The sequence below is a fragment of the Streptomyces sp. CT34 genome (genome assembly GCF_000805335.1).
GTDB lineage: Bacteria > Actinomycetota > Actinomycetes > Streptomycetales > Streptomycetaceae > Streptomyces.
In genome coordinates, this window is sequence record NZ_KN708638.1 from 1482171 (window position 1) to 1496314 (window position 14144).

General features: G+C 71.8%; 12 protein-coding genes. 4 read left to right on the top strand and 8 right to left on the bottom strand.

Annotation, left to right across the window (positions count from 1 at the left end; all coding sequences use genetic code 11):
* A partial coding sequence (locus RZ84_RS06665) for a DUF948 domain-containing protein (RefSeq protein ID WP_241778019.1) occupies positions 1-365 on the bottom strand: 365 nt, incomplete at its 3' end.
* Positions 366-535: 170 nt separating this feature from the next.
* On the opposite strand from RZ84_RS06665, the gene RZ84_RS06670 reads away from it, so the two are divergent.
* Positions 536-2734, top strand: a complete 2199-nt coding sequence (locus RZ84_RS06670) for an ATP-binding protein (RefSeq protein WP_043263506.1) — start codon at positions 536-538, stop codon at positions 2732-2734.
* A 26-nt stretch (positions 2735-2760) separates the two neighbouring features.
* On the opposite strand, the gene rpsD is transcribed toward RZ84_RS06670, so the two are convergent.
* Positions 2761-3372 (bottom strand): 30S ribosomal protein S4, encoded by a 612-nt coding sequence (gene rpsD, locus RZ84_RS06675; protein ID WP_043263507.1) that lies wholly within the window; start codon positions 3370-3372, stop codon positions 2761-2763.
* 182 nt (positions 3373-3554) lie between these two features.
* Between rpsD and RZ84_RS06680 the strand changes: the two genes are divergently transcribed.
* Positions 3555-4307, top strand: a complete 753-nt coding sequence (locus RZ84_RS06680; protein ID WP_043263508.1) for a DUF2470 domain-containing protein — start codon at positions 3555-3557, stop codon at positions 4305-4307.
* Positions 4308-4347: 40 nt separating this feature from the next.
* Here RZ84_RS06680 and RZ84_RS06685 read toward each other — a convergent pair whose 3' ends face one another.
* The 4 genes from RZ84_RS06685 to RZ84_RS06700 form a co-directional block, all read right to left on the bottom strand.
* Positions 4348-5706 carry a replication-associated recombination protein A gene (locus tag RZ84_RS06685; protein ID WP_043263509.1) on the bottom strand — a complete coding sequence of 453 codons (1359 nt, stop codon included), beginning with the start codon at positions 5704-5706 and terminating at the stop codon, positions 4348-4350.
* An 85-nt stretch (positions 5707-5791) separates the two neighbouring features.
* The gene (locus RZ84_RS06690; RefSeq protein ID WP_043263510.1) at positions 5792-6433 is read right to left on the bottom strand and encodes a vitamin K epoxide reductase family protein; all 642 of its coding nucleotides are present in this window, start codon (positions 6431-6433) and stop codon (positions 5792-5794) included.
* 192 nt (positions 6434-6625) lie between these two features.
* Positions 6626-7888: a histidine--tRNA ligase gene (hisS, locus tag RZ84_RS06695; protein ID WP_043263511.1), complete on the bottom strand. Its 1263-nt coding sequence runs from the start codon at positions 7886-7888 to the stop codon at positions 6626-6628.
* 11 nt (positions 7889-7899) lie between these two features.
* The gene (locus RZ84_RS06700) at positions 7900-8616 is read right to left on the bottom strand and encodes an MBL fold metallo-hydrolase (RefSeq protein WP_043263512.1); all 717 of its coding nucleotides are present in this window, start codon (positions 8614-8616) and stop codon (positions 7900-7902) included.
* Positions 8617-8775: 159 nt separating this feature from the next.
* On the opposite strand from RZ84_RS06700, the gene RZ84_RS06705 reads away from it, so the two are divergent.
* Together RZ84_RS06705 and RZ84_RS06710 are read left to right on the top strand one after the other, a co-directional pair.
* Complete coding sequence (locus RZ84_RS06705; RefSeq protein ID WP_043263513.1) at positions 8776-9609, top strand: peptidylprolyl isomerase; 834 nt, start codon at positions 8776-8778, stop codon at positions 9607-9609.
* A 242-nt stretch (positions 9610-9851) separates the two neighbouring features.
* Positions 9852-11081, top strand: coding sequence for a DUF349 domain-containing protein (locus RZ84_RS06710; RefSeq protein ID WP_043263514.1), 1230 nt, complete (start codon positions 9852-9854; stop codon positions 11079-11081).
* A gap of 167 nt (positions 11082-11248) precedes the next feature.
* Here the strand turns inward: RZ84_RS06710 and RZ84_RS06715 are convergent, their stop codons facing one another.
* The gene (locus RZ84_RS06715; RefSeq protein ID WP_043263515.1) at positions 11249-11722 is read right to left on the bottom strand and encodes a hypothetical protein; all 474 of its coding nucleotides are present in this window, start codon (positions 11720-11722) and stop codon (positions 11249-11251) included.
* Positions 11723-11848: 126 nt separating this feature from the next.
* Positions 11849-14144, bottom strand: a 2296-nt coding sequence (locus RZ84_RS06720) for a RelA/SpoT family protein (RefSeq protein ID WP_241777609.1), incomplete at its 5' end; no start/stop codon positions are given.

Below are 14144 nucleotides of genomic sequence, written 5' to 3' on the forward strand. Positions count from 1 at the left end.
CCGGCGGCAGGGGCCGCCTCGCCCTTCTTGCCGATCGCGCGGCGCACCCCGTAGCCGAACGCGGCCACCTTGACCAGCGGCCCGCCGAAGGCGGAGGAGACGGTCGAGGAGAGCGCGGAGGCGTTGGCGGTGACCTCCTGGACATCGGCGGCGATGGCGTCGACGCGGGCGAGCTGGGTGTGCGCGGAGCGGACGGTCGCGGACGCGTCGGCGAGCAGCGGAACGGCCTGTTCGGACACCTCGGCCACCATCTTGGTCGTCGCCTTGAGCGTCTGTGCGAGCCTCACCAGCACGAGGGCGAGGAACGACACGAGGATCGCCCAGAAGACGGCCACGAGGATCCCGGCCACCTCTCCACCGGACACGCTGGCACCACTCTCCGACTGGTTCTTGGGTCTGGTCTCGTCCTGCTCGAACGGCAACCTTGACCTTATCGCGCCGTGACTGTCCGTCCGTACCCCGTTCCCCATGCCGAAGGCGGCACCGGAAGGGGTGATTGTACGGTCCGCATTCCCACGAGTACGCTCCGTGTGCCATGCGACGCTTCTCGCGCCCCGGTCCCGCTTCCCGCCACTCCCCCGCGCAGGGGCGGGCGCCGGGCAACCCGCCCGCGGAGCTCGACCGGTTCGTCGGCCGCGCGGACGAACTCGCCGCGCTGGAACGGCAGCTGGCCGCCGCCCGGCTCGTCACCCTCACCGGTCTCGGCGGCGTCGGGAAGTCCCGGCTCGCCCTGCACAGCGCAGCGATCTTGCAGGATCGCTTCTGCGACGGGGTGTGGCAGGTCGAGCTGTCCGCGCTGCGCGAACCGCATCTTCTGGACCACGCGGTCGCCGAGGCGCTGGCGCCGGCCGACCACACCGGCCGCCCGCCCCGCGCCGCACTCCGCGACCACCTCGCCGACCGCGAACTGCTGATCGTCCTGGACGGTTACGAGCACCTGGTGGAAGCCTGCGCCGAGCTCACCGCCGATCTGCTGTGCCACGCCCCCGGGTTGCGCGTGCTGGCCGCCGGCCGCCACCCGCTCGGCCTGCCCGGCGAGCAGAACCTGCCGGTGCCCCCGATGAACACCGCCGACGCCACCGCCCTCTTCACCGACCGCGCCGCGTCCGTGCTCCCCGGTTTCACGGTCGAGCCGGCCGACGAGGCGGCGGTCACCGAACTCTGCGACCACCTCGACGGCATCCCGCTGGCCCTCGAACTGGCCGCCGGCCGGCTGCGCGCGCTCTCCGTCGACCAGGTGCTGCACCGGCTCGACGACCGCTTCCGGCTGCTGACCGGCACGGTCCGCGGGGGGCTGCCGCGCCACCGGACGCTGCGCTGCGCCATCGGCTGGAGCCATGAGCTGTGCACCCCGCAGGAGCGGCTGCTGTGGGCGCGGCTGACCGTCTTCGCGGGGCAGTTCGACCTGGACGCGGTGGAGTACGTCTGCTCGGGCCCGGAGCTTCCGGCCGGCGAACTCCTCGACGTCGTGGGCGAGTTGGTCGCCCAGTCGGTGCTCGTACGGGAGGACACCGCGGCCGGGGTGCGCTACCGGATGCTGGACACCGTGCGGGACTACGGCGCGGGCTGGCTGGCGGCGACGCCGGACGGCGAGCGGCTGCGCCGCCGGCACCGCGACTGGTACCTGGGGCTGGCGACCTGGTGCGAACTGGACTGGTTCGGCCCCCGGCAGGCGGAGATCGCGGCCCGGATCGACGCCGAGCTGCCCAATCTGCGGGTCGCGCTGGAGCAGAGTCTGGAGAGCGCGGACGACGTCCACCTCGGCCAGTACCTGGCCGGCACCCTGGGGTTCTACTGGGTGGGCTGCGGGCGGCTCTCGGAGGGCCGGCACTGGCTCGACCGGGCGCTGGAGCTGGAGGGCGGCCATGACGACGCCCGGTTGAAGGCGCTGTGGGTGACCGGCTACGTGGCGGTCCTCCAGGGCGACACGGTCGGCGCGCTCGGGGCGCTCCAGGAATGCCGCGAGGAGGCCGAGCGGACCGGCAACGCCACGGCCGCCGCGTACGCGCTGCACCGCACCGGCTGCCTCGCGCTGGTCTGCGACGACATGCCGCGCGCCGAGGAGCTGCTGCGCGGGGCGCTCGCCCGCTACCGGGAGATCGGCGAGCTCAACAGCGATGTGCTGATGGGCCAGGTCGAGCTGGCGCTGGCGGTGGCCTTCCAGGGGCAGCTGGAGGACGCGGTCCGGCTGTGCGAGGACGTCCGGCGGGTGTGCGGGGACCACGGCGAGCGCTGGACGCTGGCGTACGCGCAGTTCGTGCTGGCCTACGCGGCCTGGGCGCGCGGGGAGAGCGGGCGGGCGCGGGCGCTGCTGGAGGAGTGCCTGGCCATCGACCACTCCTTCCACGACCTGCTGGGCGCGGTGCTGGCGATCGAGCTGCTGGCCCTGGTGACGCTCGGCGAGGGCGATGCGGAGGAGGCGGCGGTGCTCCAGGGCGCGGCCGGCCGGATCTGGCCGTCGGTGGGGCTGCCGCTGTTCGGCTCGCGCCACTACAACCAGCCGCACGAGCTGTGCGAGCAGCAGGCCCGGGCCCGGCTCGGTGCGGCGCGCTACGAGCACTGCCTGCGGACCGGCGGGCGGCTGGACCTGGACGCGGCGGTGGCCCGGATCCTCCAGCCCGGGAGCCCCGAGGGCACCGTCCCCGGGCCGCGCGGGGTGGTGCGGATCACCGCGCCCCCGACGAACCAGCCCGCCGCCTCCCCCTCCGCGAGCGGCGGGGGGGCGGCGGGCTGAGCGGTGCGTGCCGCGCCGGCCGTTGATCAGCGGGCGTAGTACTCGACGACGAGCTGCTCGTCGCAGATCACCGGGATCTCCTTGCGGTTCGGGTCCCGGTCCAGGCGGAACGCCAGCGCCTGGAGGTTGACCTCCAGGTAGCGCGGGGTCTCGCCGTCGAGGGCGTAGCCACCCTCGCGGGCAACCTGGAAGGGGTGCTTCTCGCGGCTGCGCTCGCGGACCATCACGACGTCGCCGGGGCGGACGCGGAAGGACGGCTTGTCGACCTTGCGGTCGTTCACCGAGATGTGGCCGTGGACGACCATCTGGCGAGCCTGGTAGATCGTCCGGGCCAGACCCGAACGCAGGACGAGCGCGTCCAGACGGCGCTCCAGCTCGACGATCAGGGCCTCGCCCGTCTTGCCTTCGACCTTCCGAGCGCGGTCGTAGGCACGGACCATCTGGCGCTCGCTGATGTCGTACTGAGCGCGCAGACGCTGCTTCTCCAGCAGCCGGACCTTGTAGTCACTGCTCTGCTTGCGGCCACGGCCGTGCTCGCCGGGCGGGTAGGGACGGGCCTCGAAGTACTTGACCGCCTTCGGCGTCAGCGCGATGCCGAGCGCGCGCGACTTCTTGACCTTGGGACGCGACTGGTTCACGTGGAACGTTCCTCCATGTAAGTTAGGTGAGGCTTACCTTACCGCGAGGAGAACGCATGTTTCGACCTGGGATCCCCCTGCCCGGCGCACACAGCACCGAGGCGGGTCAGCCGCGTCCCGTGGAAGACGCCCAGCGGCCCTCGGCGGCTGAGCGCATACGAACTCTCGTCGAATCCCATGGTATGGCGTCGCTGGACATCCCCGGAGTCGAGGACCACGACGAGAGCGGACTCTCGGCACCGGTCTGCCGGACCGTGACGGACGAGGGAGACGTGCTGTTGCTGGTTCCCGGGGACTCCGCGACGGCCCGGGCGGCGGCCCACGCACAGGACGACGACCTGGCGGCCGTGATGGAGATCACGGATGTGGCGCCGGTCTCGGTGCCCCACCGCATCCGCGGACGGGCCTGGGTGGCCGGCTGGCTGACCCCCGTACGCAACGACGAGCGCTCCGCCGCGGCGCTGCTGCTCGCCGAGCGGCACCCCGTCGGCGAGCTGCTCGGCATCGGGGAGGCGCTGCGGCCCGACGCCGTGCCGGGAATCCACGGGCGGGCCGCCTGGATGATGCTGCGCCTGGAGGTCGGCGAGGCCGCGGTGGACGATCTGTGGGGCGCGGAGTCCGTGGAGCCCGACGCCTTCGCCGCGGCGGCGCCCGACCCGCTGGTCGCCCACGAGGCGGAGCTGCTCCAGCATCTGCACACGGCGCACGGCGAGCAGGTCCGCGGACTGTGCGCACTGCTGGGTGACCAGCGCGCGGTCTGCGGGCTGCGCGACCGGGCCGTCCCGCTGGGCCTGGACCGCTTCGGGCTGCGGGTCCGCTTCAGCGACGGCGACCAGCGGTCCTTCGACGCCCGCTTCGACTTCCCCGAACCGGTCCGCGACATCGTCGGGCTGCGCCGGGCGATGCACACCCTCTTCGAGGCCGCGGCGCAGTGACCGCGGGACCCGACCCGGCACGGCGCCGCCGGCGCGCGGCTCAGTCGCCGCTCTCGCCGCGCAGCCTGGCGCGGACCCGCTCGGCGACATCGGCGTAGCGCGCCTCGACGCCGTGCCGGGTCGGAGCGTAATAGCGCTTGCCGTGCACCCCGTCCGGGGCATACTGCTGGGCCGCGACACCGCCCGGCAGGTCGTGCGGATACTGATACCCCTGGCCGTGGCCGAGCTTCTGGGCGCCCTTGTAGTGGCTGTCCCGCAGATGCGCGGGCACCGCGCCGGCGTGGCCCGCCCGCACGTCCGCCAGGGCGGCGTCTATCGCCAGGTAGGCGGCGTTGGACTTGGGTGCCAGGGCGAGCGCGATGGTGGCCTGGCTCAGCGTGATCCGGGCCTCCGGGAAGCCGATCAGCGCCACCGCCTGGGCAGCCGCCACCGCGGTCTGCAGCGCCGTCGGATCGGCCAGTCCGATGTCCTCGCTCGCCGAGATCATCAGCCGCCGGGCGATGAAGCGCGGGTCCTCCCCCGCCTCGATCATCCGCGCGAGATAGTGCAGCGCGGCATCGACGTCGGAGCCGCGGATCGACTTGATCAGCGCGCTGGCGACGTCGTAGTGCTGATCGCCGTCCCGGTCGTACTTCACCGCCGCGCGGTCGACCGACTCCTCCAGCGTCCTGAGGGTGATCTCCCGCTCGCCCTTGGCCAGCGCGGATCCGGCGCCGGCCTCCAGCGCCGTCAGCGCCCGCCGGGCGTCGCCGCCGGCGATCCGCAGCAGATGCGCCTCGGTGTCCGCGGGCAGCGAGACCGCCCCGGCGAGCCCGCGCTCGTCGGCCAGCGCACGGTGCAGCAGCCCCCGCAGATCGTCGTCGGTGAGCGGCTCCAGCGTCAGCAGCAGCGAACGCGAGAGCAGCGGGGAGATCACCGAGAAATACGGGTTCTCGGTGGTCGCGGCGATCAGCGTCACCCAGCGGTTCTCCACCGCGGGCAGCAGGGAGTCCTGCTGAGCCTTGCTGAAGCGGTGGATCTCGTCGAGGAAGAGGACGGTCTCCTTGCCGTAACCCCCCGAGGCACGGCGGGCGCCGTCGATGACCGCCCGGACCTCCTTCACGCCGGCGGTGATCGCGGAGAGCTCGACGAACCGCTTGTTCGTCGCCTGGCTGACGACATACGCCAGGGTCGTCTTGCCGATCCCGGGCGGCCCCCACAGGAACACCGACGACGGCCCGGCGGGACCGCCCTGCCCCTCGCCCACCAGCCGGCGCAGCGGCGAACCCGGCTTGAGCAGATGCTGCTGGCCGACGACTTCGTCGAGAGTGCGCGGGCGCATGCGGACGGCGAGAGGGGCCCCCACGGGGTCCTTCTCCTGACGGTCTTCGGCGGCGGCGGTGAACAGGTCGGGCTCCACGCTCAGGAGCGTATGCCACACCACCGACAACGCCCCGGCCCGCCGTGATCGGCGGACCGGGGCGCGGTGCGGTTCCGGACAGGTCTCAGAGCAGGCTGCTCCAGTACGACCACCACCGGGTGAGGATCAGCAGCCCGATCACCCCATACCAGAGCACCGGGACGACCCAGTGGAACTCCAGGACCGCGTTGCGCAGCCCCTGGGGCGCCGGGATGATGCCGTGCTTGATGTTGTGCACCGTCGTGTACCAGAACATCAGGATGGTGGCGCACCAGGTCAGGGTGCACCACAGGCACAGCGCGTTGATCTCGTACAGCGACTGGGACATCAGCCACATGCAGAAGACGGTGGCGAGCAGGGTGCCGGTGTTCAGGCCGATCCAGTACCAGCGGCGGAAGCGGGCCCCCGCCAGCAGGGCCATGCCGATCGCGATGACCACGGCGAAACCGACCAGCCCGGCCATCGGGTTGGGGAAGTCGAAAACGGTCGCCTGCTTGCTCTGCATGACGCTGCCGCAGGAGATGATCGGGTTGAAGCTGCAAGCCGGTTTGAAATTCGGGTTCTTCAGCAGCTCGAACTTGTCCAGGGTGATGACCCAGGCCGCCAGCGCGCCGAGCGCACCGGTGATCACCAGGAGCAGGGCCAGCCCGCGCCCCGAGCCGATCGGGCCCGTGGCGCTCGCGTGGTCGTCGTCGGTGGACACGTCGTCAAGCGCTGTCGTCGTCATATCGCCGTTCCGTCGGTCCCTTGGGAATGAGGCTCGGCCGGCGGACCCGGCCCGGTCCTTCATTGTGCCGCACCTCCCTGTGAGCCCGGGGTGCCGTGCGCGGATCCGGAGTGATTCCCGGCGCCCGCCGTTGACGCGAGGGGCCCGGACGGCGATCCGTCCGGGCCCCTCGATCTCGTCTCGCCGACGCGGTCAGCCGAGCGCCCGCCGGACCTCGTCGACCACCGCGTCCAGCGCGATCGGGGTCTGCTCGCCGCTCGCCAGGTCCTTGAGCTGGACGACGCCCTCGGCCAGGTCCCGCTCGCCGGCCACCAGCGCCAGCCGCGCGCCCGAGCGGTTGGCGGACTTCATGGCGTTCTTCAGGCCCTTGCCGCCGTACGCGAAGTCGGTGGCGACCCCGGCCCGGCGCAGCTCGGTGACCGAACGGAACAGCACCCGGCGGGCCTCCTCGCCGAGCGGCACGGCGTACACCGCGGTGGCGGACGGGATGTCGAGGGTGATGCCCTCGGCCTCCAGCGCCAGCACCGTGCGGTCGACACCCAGCGCCCAGCCGACGGACGGCAGCGCGGGGCCGCCGATCATCTCGGAGAGGCCGTCGTAGCGACCGCCGCCGCCCACCGCGGACTGCGAGCCGAGGCCGTCGTGGACGAACTCGAAGGTGGTGCGGGTGTAGTAGTCCAGCCCGCGGACCAGCTTCGCGTCGTCCTCGAAGGCCACGCCCGCCGCGGTCAGCAGCTCGCGGACCTGCTCGTGGTACGCCTTGCACGCCTCGCAGAGGTAGTCGCGCAGCATCGGCGCGCCGATCAGCCGCTCCTGGACCGCCTCGCGCTTGTCGTCCAGGACCCGCAGCGGGTTGATGTCGATCCGGCGGCGGGTGTCCTCGTCGAGCTCCAGCCCGCGCAGGAAGTCCTGGAGCGCGGCGCGGTAGACGGGGCGGCACTCCTTGTCGCCGAGCGAGTTCAGCAGGATCCGGAAGTCGCTGAGCCCCAGCGAGCGGTACGCCTGGTGCGCCAGGATGATCAACTCGGCGTCCAGCGCCGGGTCCTCGGCGCCGATCGCCTCGGCACCGACCTGCGAGAAGTGGCGGTAGCGGCCCTTCTGCGGGCGCTCGTAGCGGTAGTACGAGCCGGAGTACCAGAGCTTGACCGGGAGGTTGCCCGCCTTGTGGAGGTTGGCCTCCAGCGCCGCGCGCAGCACGGACGCGGTGCCTTCGGGGCGCAGCGCGAGCCTGTCGCCGCCCTTGGTCTCGAAGGCGTACATCTCCTTGGTGACGATGTCGGTGGACTCACCGACACCGCGCGCGAACAGCTCGACGTTCTCGAAGCCGGGCGTCTCGATGTAGCCGTAGCCGGAGTTCTTCAGCGGGGCGGCGATCGCCTCGCGCACCGCGAGGTACGTCGCGGAGTTGGGCGGGATCAGGTCGTAGGTGCCCTTGGGTGCCTGAAAGGTGCTCACGGAAGGTCTCGTCACATTCCTCGTCGCGGAGCGGCGGTCGGGGTGCCGTCTCCGAGGCCGGCGGCCACCTGCCTCAGGAAGGGGTTGGTGGCGCGCTCGCGGCCGATGGTGGTCTGGGGGCCGTGGCCGGAGAGGACCACGGTCGAGTCGTCCAGCGGGAGGCATACGCGCCCCAGCGACCGGAGGATCTCGGCGTGGTCGCCGCCCGGCAGATCGGTGCGTCCGATGGAGCCGGCGAACAGCAGGTCGCCCGAGAAGAAGACCGGCGGAACGTCCTCCTGCTCGGGCATCCGGAAGGTCACCGACCCCTTGGTATGGCCCGGGGCGTGCGCGACGGAGAACTCCATCCCGGCGAGCTCCAGGGCGGCGCCGTCGGCCAACTCCTTGACGTCGTCCGGCTCTCCCACGGTCAGCTCGCCCATGAGCTGCTGCCCGATGGAGCGGCCCAGGGCCTTCTCCGGGTCGCTCATCATGTAGCGGTCGGCGGGGTGGATCCAGGCGGGGACGTCGTGCGCGCCGCACACCGGGACGACCGAGGCGACATGGTCGATGTGCCCGTGGGTGAGAACGACCGCGACGGGCTTGAGCCGATGCTTCCTGACCGCGTCCTCGACTCCCTGGGCCGCCTGGTGGCCCGGGTCGATGATCACGCACTCCTCGCCGGCGGCGGGGGCGACCAAGTAGCAGTTGGTCCCCCAGGCCCCGGCGGGGAACCCGGCAATCAGCACGTTCGTCCTTAAAGATCGGTGGGGCCGGCCCGCGGGACCGCGCCCGGAACATCCCGGCAGCTCCAGAGCCTACCGGCGCGACTCCCGGCAGGGCGAACCCGTATACGGTACGGCCACGGCAGACGGCAGCGATCGATGCTCAGGACAAGGAGACGACCGGTGGTCAGCAACGATCAGCGGCGGCGGCAGCTCGCCCGGCAGAAGTACGAGCGCCAGCAGCAGCGCCGGGCCGAGAAGCACCGCAGGTCCCGGCGCCGCAACGTGATCCTCGCGTCCTCCCTGGCCGTCGCGCTCGCCGCGGGCGTCGCCGCGTACGCCTCGGTGGCGCTGACCGGCGACGGGCGCCAGGGGGCCGACGGCGACGCGGCGTCCCCGGCGCCCTCCCGGGCCGCCGACCCGTGCGGCAGGCCGGCGAAGGGCGCGCCGTCGACGAAGACCTGGCCCAAGGAGCCGGCGATGACCATCGACACCTCGGCGTCGTACACCGCGAAGCTGGACACGACCTGCGGCAGGATCACGTTCACGCTGGACGCCGGCAAGGCGCCGCACACGGTCAACTCCTTCGCCTTCCTGGCCGGCCAGGGCTACTTCGACCACAGCCGGTGCCACCGCCTGGTCGACTCGCAGATCCACATCCTCCAGTGCGGCGACCCGAAGGCCACCGGCGAGGGGACGCCCGGCTACACCATCCCGGACGAGAACCTCAAGGACCCCCGGACCAAGGGCGGTGTCTATCCGGCGGGCACGGTCGCGATGGCCAACCGCTACGACGGCAAGGACGACAAGACCCGTGATTCCGGCGGCAGTCAGTTCTTCCTCGTCTACCAGGACAGTCAGTTGCCGCCGAACTACACGCCGTTCGGGAAGATCACCGGCGGTCTGGACGTCCTGAAGAAGATCGCCGCCGCCGGTTCACGACCCGATCCGGAGAACGGCAACACCGCGCCCAACGCCACCGTCGTCATCGACAGGGCGGCCGTCACGAAATCCTGACCGCCGGCCGGAAGGGGCGGCGCTGCGTGGTCCCCATCTGGAATTTCGGTCGTGCTGGATGCGGACAGCCGACCGCCGGTCGCCTAGATTGGCGTTGTGTAGGGTGCCTGCTCCGACGGGTCTGACCACCCTCACCCGCAAGACAGCCCGTCGGACCGGCCAGGGCGCTGTCCGGCCGGACAGAAACTGTGGACGATGCCGGGGGGCCGCACGCCCCGTCGGCATCATGTGGAGGAGGCGCTGTGAGCAGCGACCCATGGGGCCGCGTCGATGAGACGGGGACCGTGTACGTGCGTACCGCCGACGGCGAGCAGGTCGTCGGATCGTGGCAGGCGGGATCTCCCGAGGAGGCCCTTGCCTACTTCGAGCGCAAGTATGAGGGCCTGGTCGTCGAGATCGGCCTCCTGGAGCGGCGGGTCAAGACCACCGATCTCTCGGCGAAGGACGCCATGACCGCGATCGACCACCTGCGCCAGCAGGTGGACGAGCACCACGCGGTGGGCGATCTGGACGCGCTGAGAAAGCGGCTGGACGCGCTCGTCGGCACGGTCGAGTCGCGCCGCGAGGAGCGCAAGGCCCAGAAGGCCAGGCAGAGCGACGAGGCCCGGCGGTCCAAGGAGAAGCTGGTCACCGAGGCCGAGGAGCTGGCGGCCAGCGAGCAGTGGCGGGCGGCCGGCGAGCGGCTGCGGGCGCTGGTCGACATCTGGAAGGGCCTGCCGCGGCTGGACCGCAAGACCGACGACGAGCTGTGGCACCGCTTCTCGCACGCCCGCTCGGCGTTCTCCAAGCGGCGCAAGGCACACTTCGCCTCGCTGGACGCGCAGCGCGAGGAGTCCCGCAAGGCCAAGGAGAAGCTGGTCGCCGAGGCCGAGGCGCTGTCCGGCTCGACGGACTGGGGCGCCACCGCCGCCCGCTACCGCGAGCTGATGGCGGACTGGAAGGCCGCGGGCCGCGCCCAGCGCGAGCACGAGGACGACCTGTGGAACCGCTTCCGCGGCGCCCAGGACGTGTTCTTCCAGGCGCGCGGCGAGGTCTTCGCGGAGCGGGACGCCGAGCAGCGGGAGAACCTGACCCGCAAGGAGGAGCTGGCCATCGAGGCGGAGAAGCTGCTCCCGGTGACCGACCTGAAGGCGGCGCGGGCCGCGTTCCGGGCGATCAACGAGCGGTGGGAGGCCATCGGCCATGTGCCGCGGGACGCCCGCCCGAAGATCGAGGGCCGGATGCACGCCGTCGAGCGCGCCATCCAGGACGCCGAGGAAGCCGAGTGGCGGCGTACCAACCCCGAGGCGCGGGCGCGGGCCGCGGGGCTGACCGGCCAGCTTCAGGACGCCGTCGACAAGCTCCAGAAGCAGATCGACGCGGCCCGGGCGGCCGGCAACGACGCCAAGGCCGACAAGCTCGGCCGTGAGCTGGAGGGCCGCAAGGCGCTGCTGGACCAGGCGCTCAAGGGCCTGGAGGAGTTCGGCGGCTGAGCAGCTCTTTGCGGCTGAGCCTCCCCCGCCCTTAAGGCGCGGGGGGACCCCCATCGCTCTCGCGGAAGTGGTTGCTCGCCGTTGGGGTTCCTCAAGTGATGGTTGATGTGCCAGACGTGACGGCCCGCCGGGGTTTCCCGGTGGGCCGTCGGCGTGCCGGGGCCGGCTCATCGACGGCTGTGCTGCGCCGTCTCCATCAGGTCCAGGGCGTGCTTGAGGACCTCGCACGCCTGGATGTGGTTGCCGGACTCCTGGAGCAGATCGGCCCGCCGCCGGCAGACCGGCACGGCTTCCGGGCCGTAGACCTGATGGGCCGGGTGGAACGCCTGCTCCAGGACCTCGGCGACCTCCTTGATCTGCCCGATCTCCGCGAGGAGTTCGGACAGTTCCAGCTGGACGGCGAGGAGGCCGCCCCGGCCGTCCGGCCCGCGCTCCTGGAGGGCCGGCCGCGGCACCGGCAGCGCGTCCCGGCTGTTGCCGGTCGCCCGCAGCATCCGCGCCCGGCTCAGGCCGGACGCCACCATCGCGGCCCGGACATCGGCGTCGAGCACCGGCCCGGCGGGCGAACGGCGCCGCGCCAGCGCCCGGTTGCGGGCCGGCGGCAGCCGGCCGACGCCGTTCTCCTGGGAACGCTGCGGCAACCGCCACCCGGCGGTCCGGCCCGGTGTCCACCGCCTCATGGACGGCGCCCATCCCGCCCCGCCCGATCAGCCGGACGAGGCGGTAGCGCCCGCCGAGTAAATCCTCCCCCATCGTGTCCACCGCGCTCAGGGCCTGCGCGCCGAGGTCACCCGGTAGACGTCGTAGACGCCCTCGACTCCCCGGACGGCCTTGAGGACATGGCCCAGATGCTTGGGATCGCCCATCTCGAAGGTGAAGCGGGAGGTGGCGACCCGGTCGCGGGAGGTCTGCACCGCGGCGGAGAGGATGTTGACGTGCTGGTCGGACAGCACCCGGGTGACGTCCGACAGCAGCCGCGAGCGGTCCAGCGCCTCGACCTGGATGGCGACCAGGAAGACCGAGGACTGGGTGGGCGCCCACTCGACGTCCAGGATCCGCTCGGGCTGCCGGGAGAGCGAGTCGACGTTGACGCAGTCGGCACGGTGCACCGAGACGCCGCTGCCGCGGGTGACGAACCCGATGATGGGGTCGCCCGGCACCGGCGTACAGCAGCGGGCCAGCTTGACCCAGACATCGTCGACGCCCTTGACGACGACGCCCGGATCGGCGCTGGACCGGCGCTTGGAGCGTGGCCGGATCGGCGTCGACTCGGCGATGTCCTCGGTGGCCTCGTCCTGCCCGCCGAGCGCCTGCACCAGCTTCTGGACGACGCCCTGCGCGGCGACATGGCCCTCGCCGATGGCGGCGTAGAGCGCGGAGATGTCCGGGTAGCGCATCTCGTGCGCGAGGGTGACCAGGGAGTCGCCGGTCAGGATCCGCTGGATGGGCAGGTTCTGCTTGCGCATGGCCCGCGCGATGGCGTCCTTGCCCTGCTCGATGGCCTCGTCGCGGCGCTCCTTGGAGAACCACGCACGGATCTTGTTGCGGGCCCGCGGGGACTTGACGAAGCTGAGCCAGTCGCGGGACGGCCCCGCGCCGGCCGCCTTGGAGGTGAAGACCTCCACCAGGTCGCCGTTGTCCAGGGTCGATTCGAGCGGTACCAGCCGCCCGTTGACCCGCGCTCCTATCGTGCGGTGGCCGACCTCGGTGTGCACCGCGTACGCGAAGTCGACCGGGGTGGCGCCGGCCGGCAGCGCTATCACATCGCCCTTCGGCGTGAAGACGAAGACCTCGTTGCGCGAGAGGTCGAAGCGCAGCGACTCCAGGAACTCGCCCGGGTCCTCGGTCTCCTTCTGCCAGTCCAGCAACTGCCGCAGCCAGGCCATGTCGTTGACGGTGTCCTGGCCGGCGCCCCTGCCGGCGCCCTTGGGCACGTCCGTACGCACCTTGGAGGCCCCGGCGACCGCCTCCTGCTTGTACTTCCAGTGCGCGGCGATGCCGTACTCGGCGCGGCGGTGCATGTCGAAGGTGCGGATCTGGAGTTCAACGGGCTTGCCGCTGGGGCCGATCACGGTCGTGTGCAGCGACTGGTACATGTTGAACTTGGGCATCGCGATGTAGTCCTTGAACCGGCCGGGGACCGGATTCCACCGCGCGTGGATGGTGCCCAGGGCCGCATAGCAGTCCCGGACCGTGTCGACGAGGACGCGGATGCCCACCAGGTCGTAGATCTCGGCGAAGTCGCGCCCGCGCACGATCATCTTCTGGTAGACGCTGTAGTAGTGCTTGGGGCGGCCGGTGACGGTGGCCTTGATGCGGGCGGCGCGGAGGTCGGCCTGGACCTCGTCGGTCACTATCGCCAGATACTCGTCCCGTTTGGGCGCGCGCTCGGCGACCAGCCGGACGATCTCGTCGTACATCTTGGGGTAGAGGATCGCGAACGCGAGGTCCTCCAGCTCCCACTTGATGGTGTTCATGCCCAGCCGGTGCGCCAGCGGGGCGTAGATCTCCAGCGTCTCGCGGGCCTTCTTCTCCTGCTTCTCCCGCTTGAGGTAGCGCATGGTGCGCATGTTGTGCAGCCGGTCGGCGAGCTTGATGACCAGCACCCGCGGGTCCTTGGCCATCGCGACGACCATCTTGCGGACCGTCTCCGCCTGCGCGGCCTCACCGAACTTGACCTTGTCCAACTTGGTGACGCCGTCGACGAGCAGCGCGACCTGGTCGCCGAAGTCCCGGCGCAGGGTGTCGAGTCCGTACTCGGTGTCCTCGACGGTGTCGTGCAGCAGACCGGCCATCAGCGTCGCCGGGTCCATGCCCAGCTCGGCGAGGATGGTGGTGACCGCGAGCGGGTGGGTGATGTACGGGTCGCCGCTCTTGCGCTTCTGGCCGCGGTGCCAGCGCTCGGCGACCTGGTAGGCCCGCTCGACCTGGCGCAGCGTGGCGGTCTCGATCTTGGGGTCGTTGCCGCGGACGGCTCGCAGCAGCGGTTCGAGGACCGGGTTGTACGGGCTGGAGCGCTGCACGCCCAGTCGGGCGAGGCGGGCCCGGACGCGGTTGGGCGAG

Bases quoted from the DNA above. Each gene is read 5' to 3' on its own strand.
- RZ84_RS06670 (WP_043263506.1), top strand. From the start codon at position 536: ATGCGACGCTTCTCGCGCCCCGGTCCCGCTTCCCGCCACTCCCCCGCG.
- RZ84_RS06680 (WP_043263508.1), top strand. From the start codon at position 3,555: ATGGCGTCGCTGGACATCCCCGGAGTCGAGGACCACGACGAGAGCGGA.
- RZ84_RS06690 (WP_043263510.1), bottom strand. From the start codon at position 6,433: ATGACGACGACAGCGCTTGACGACGTGTCCACCGACGACGACCACGCG.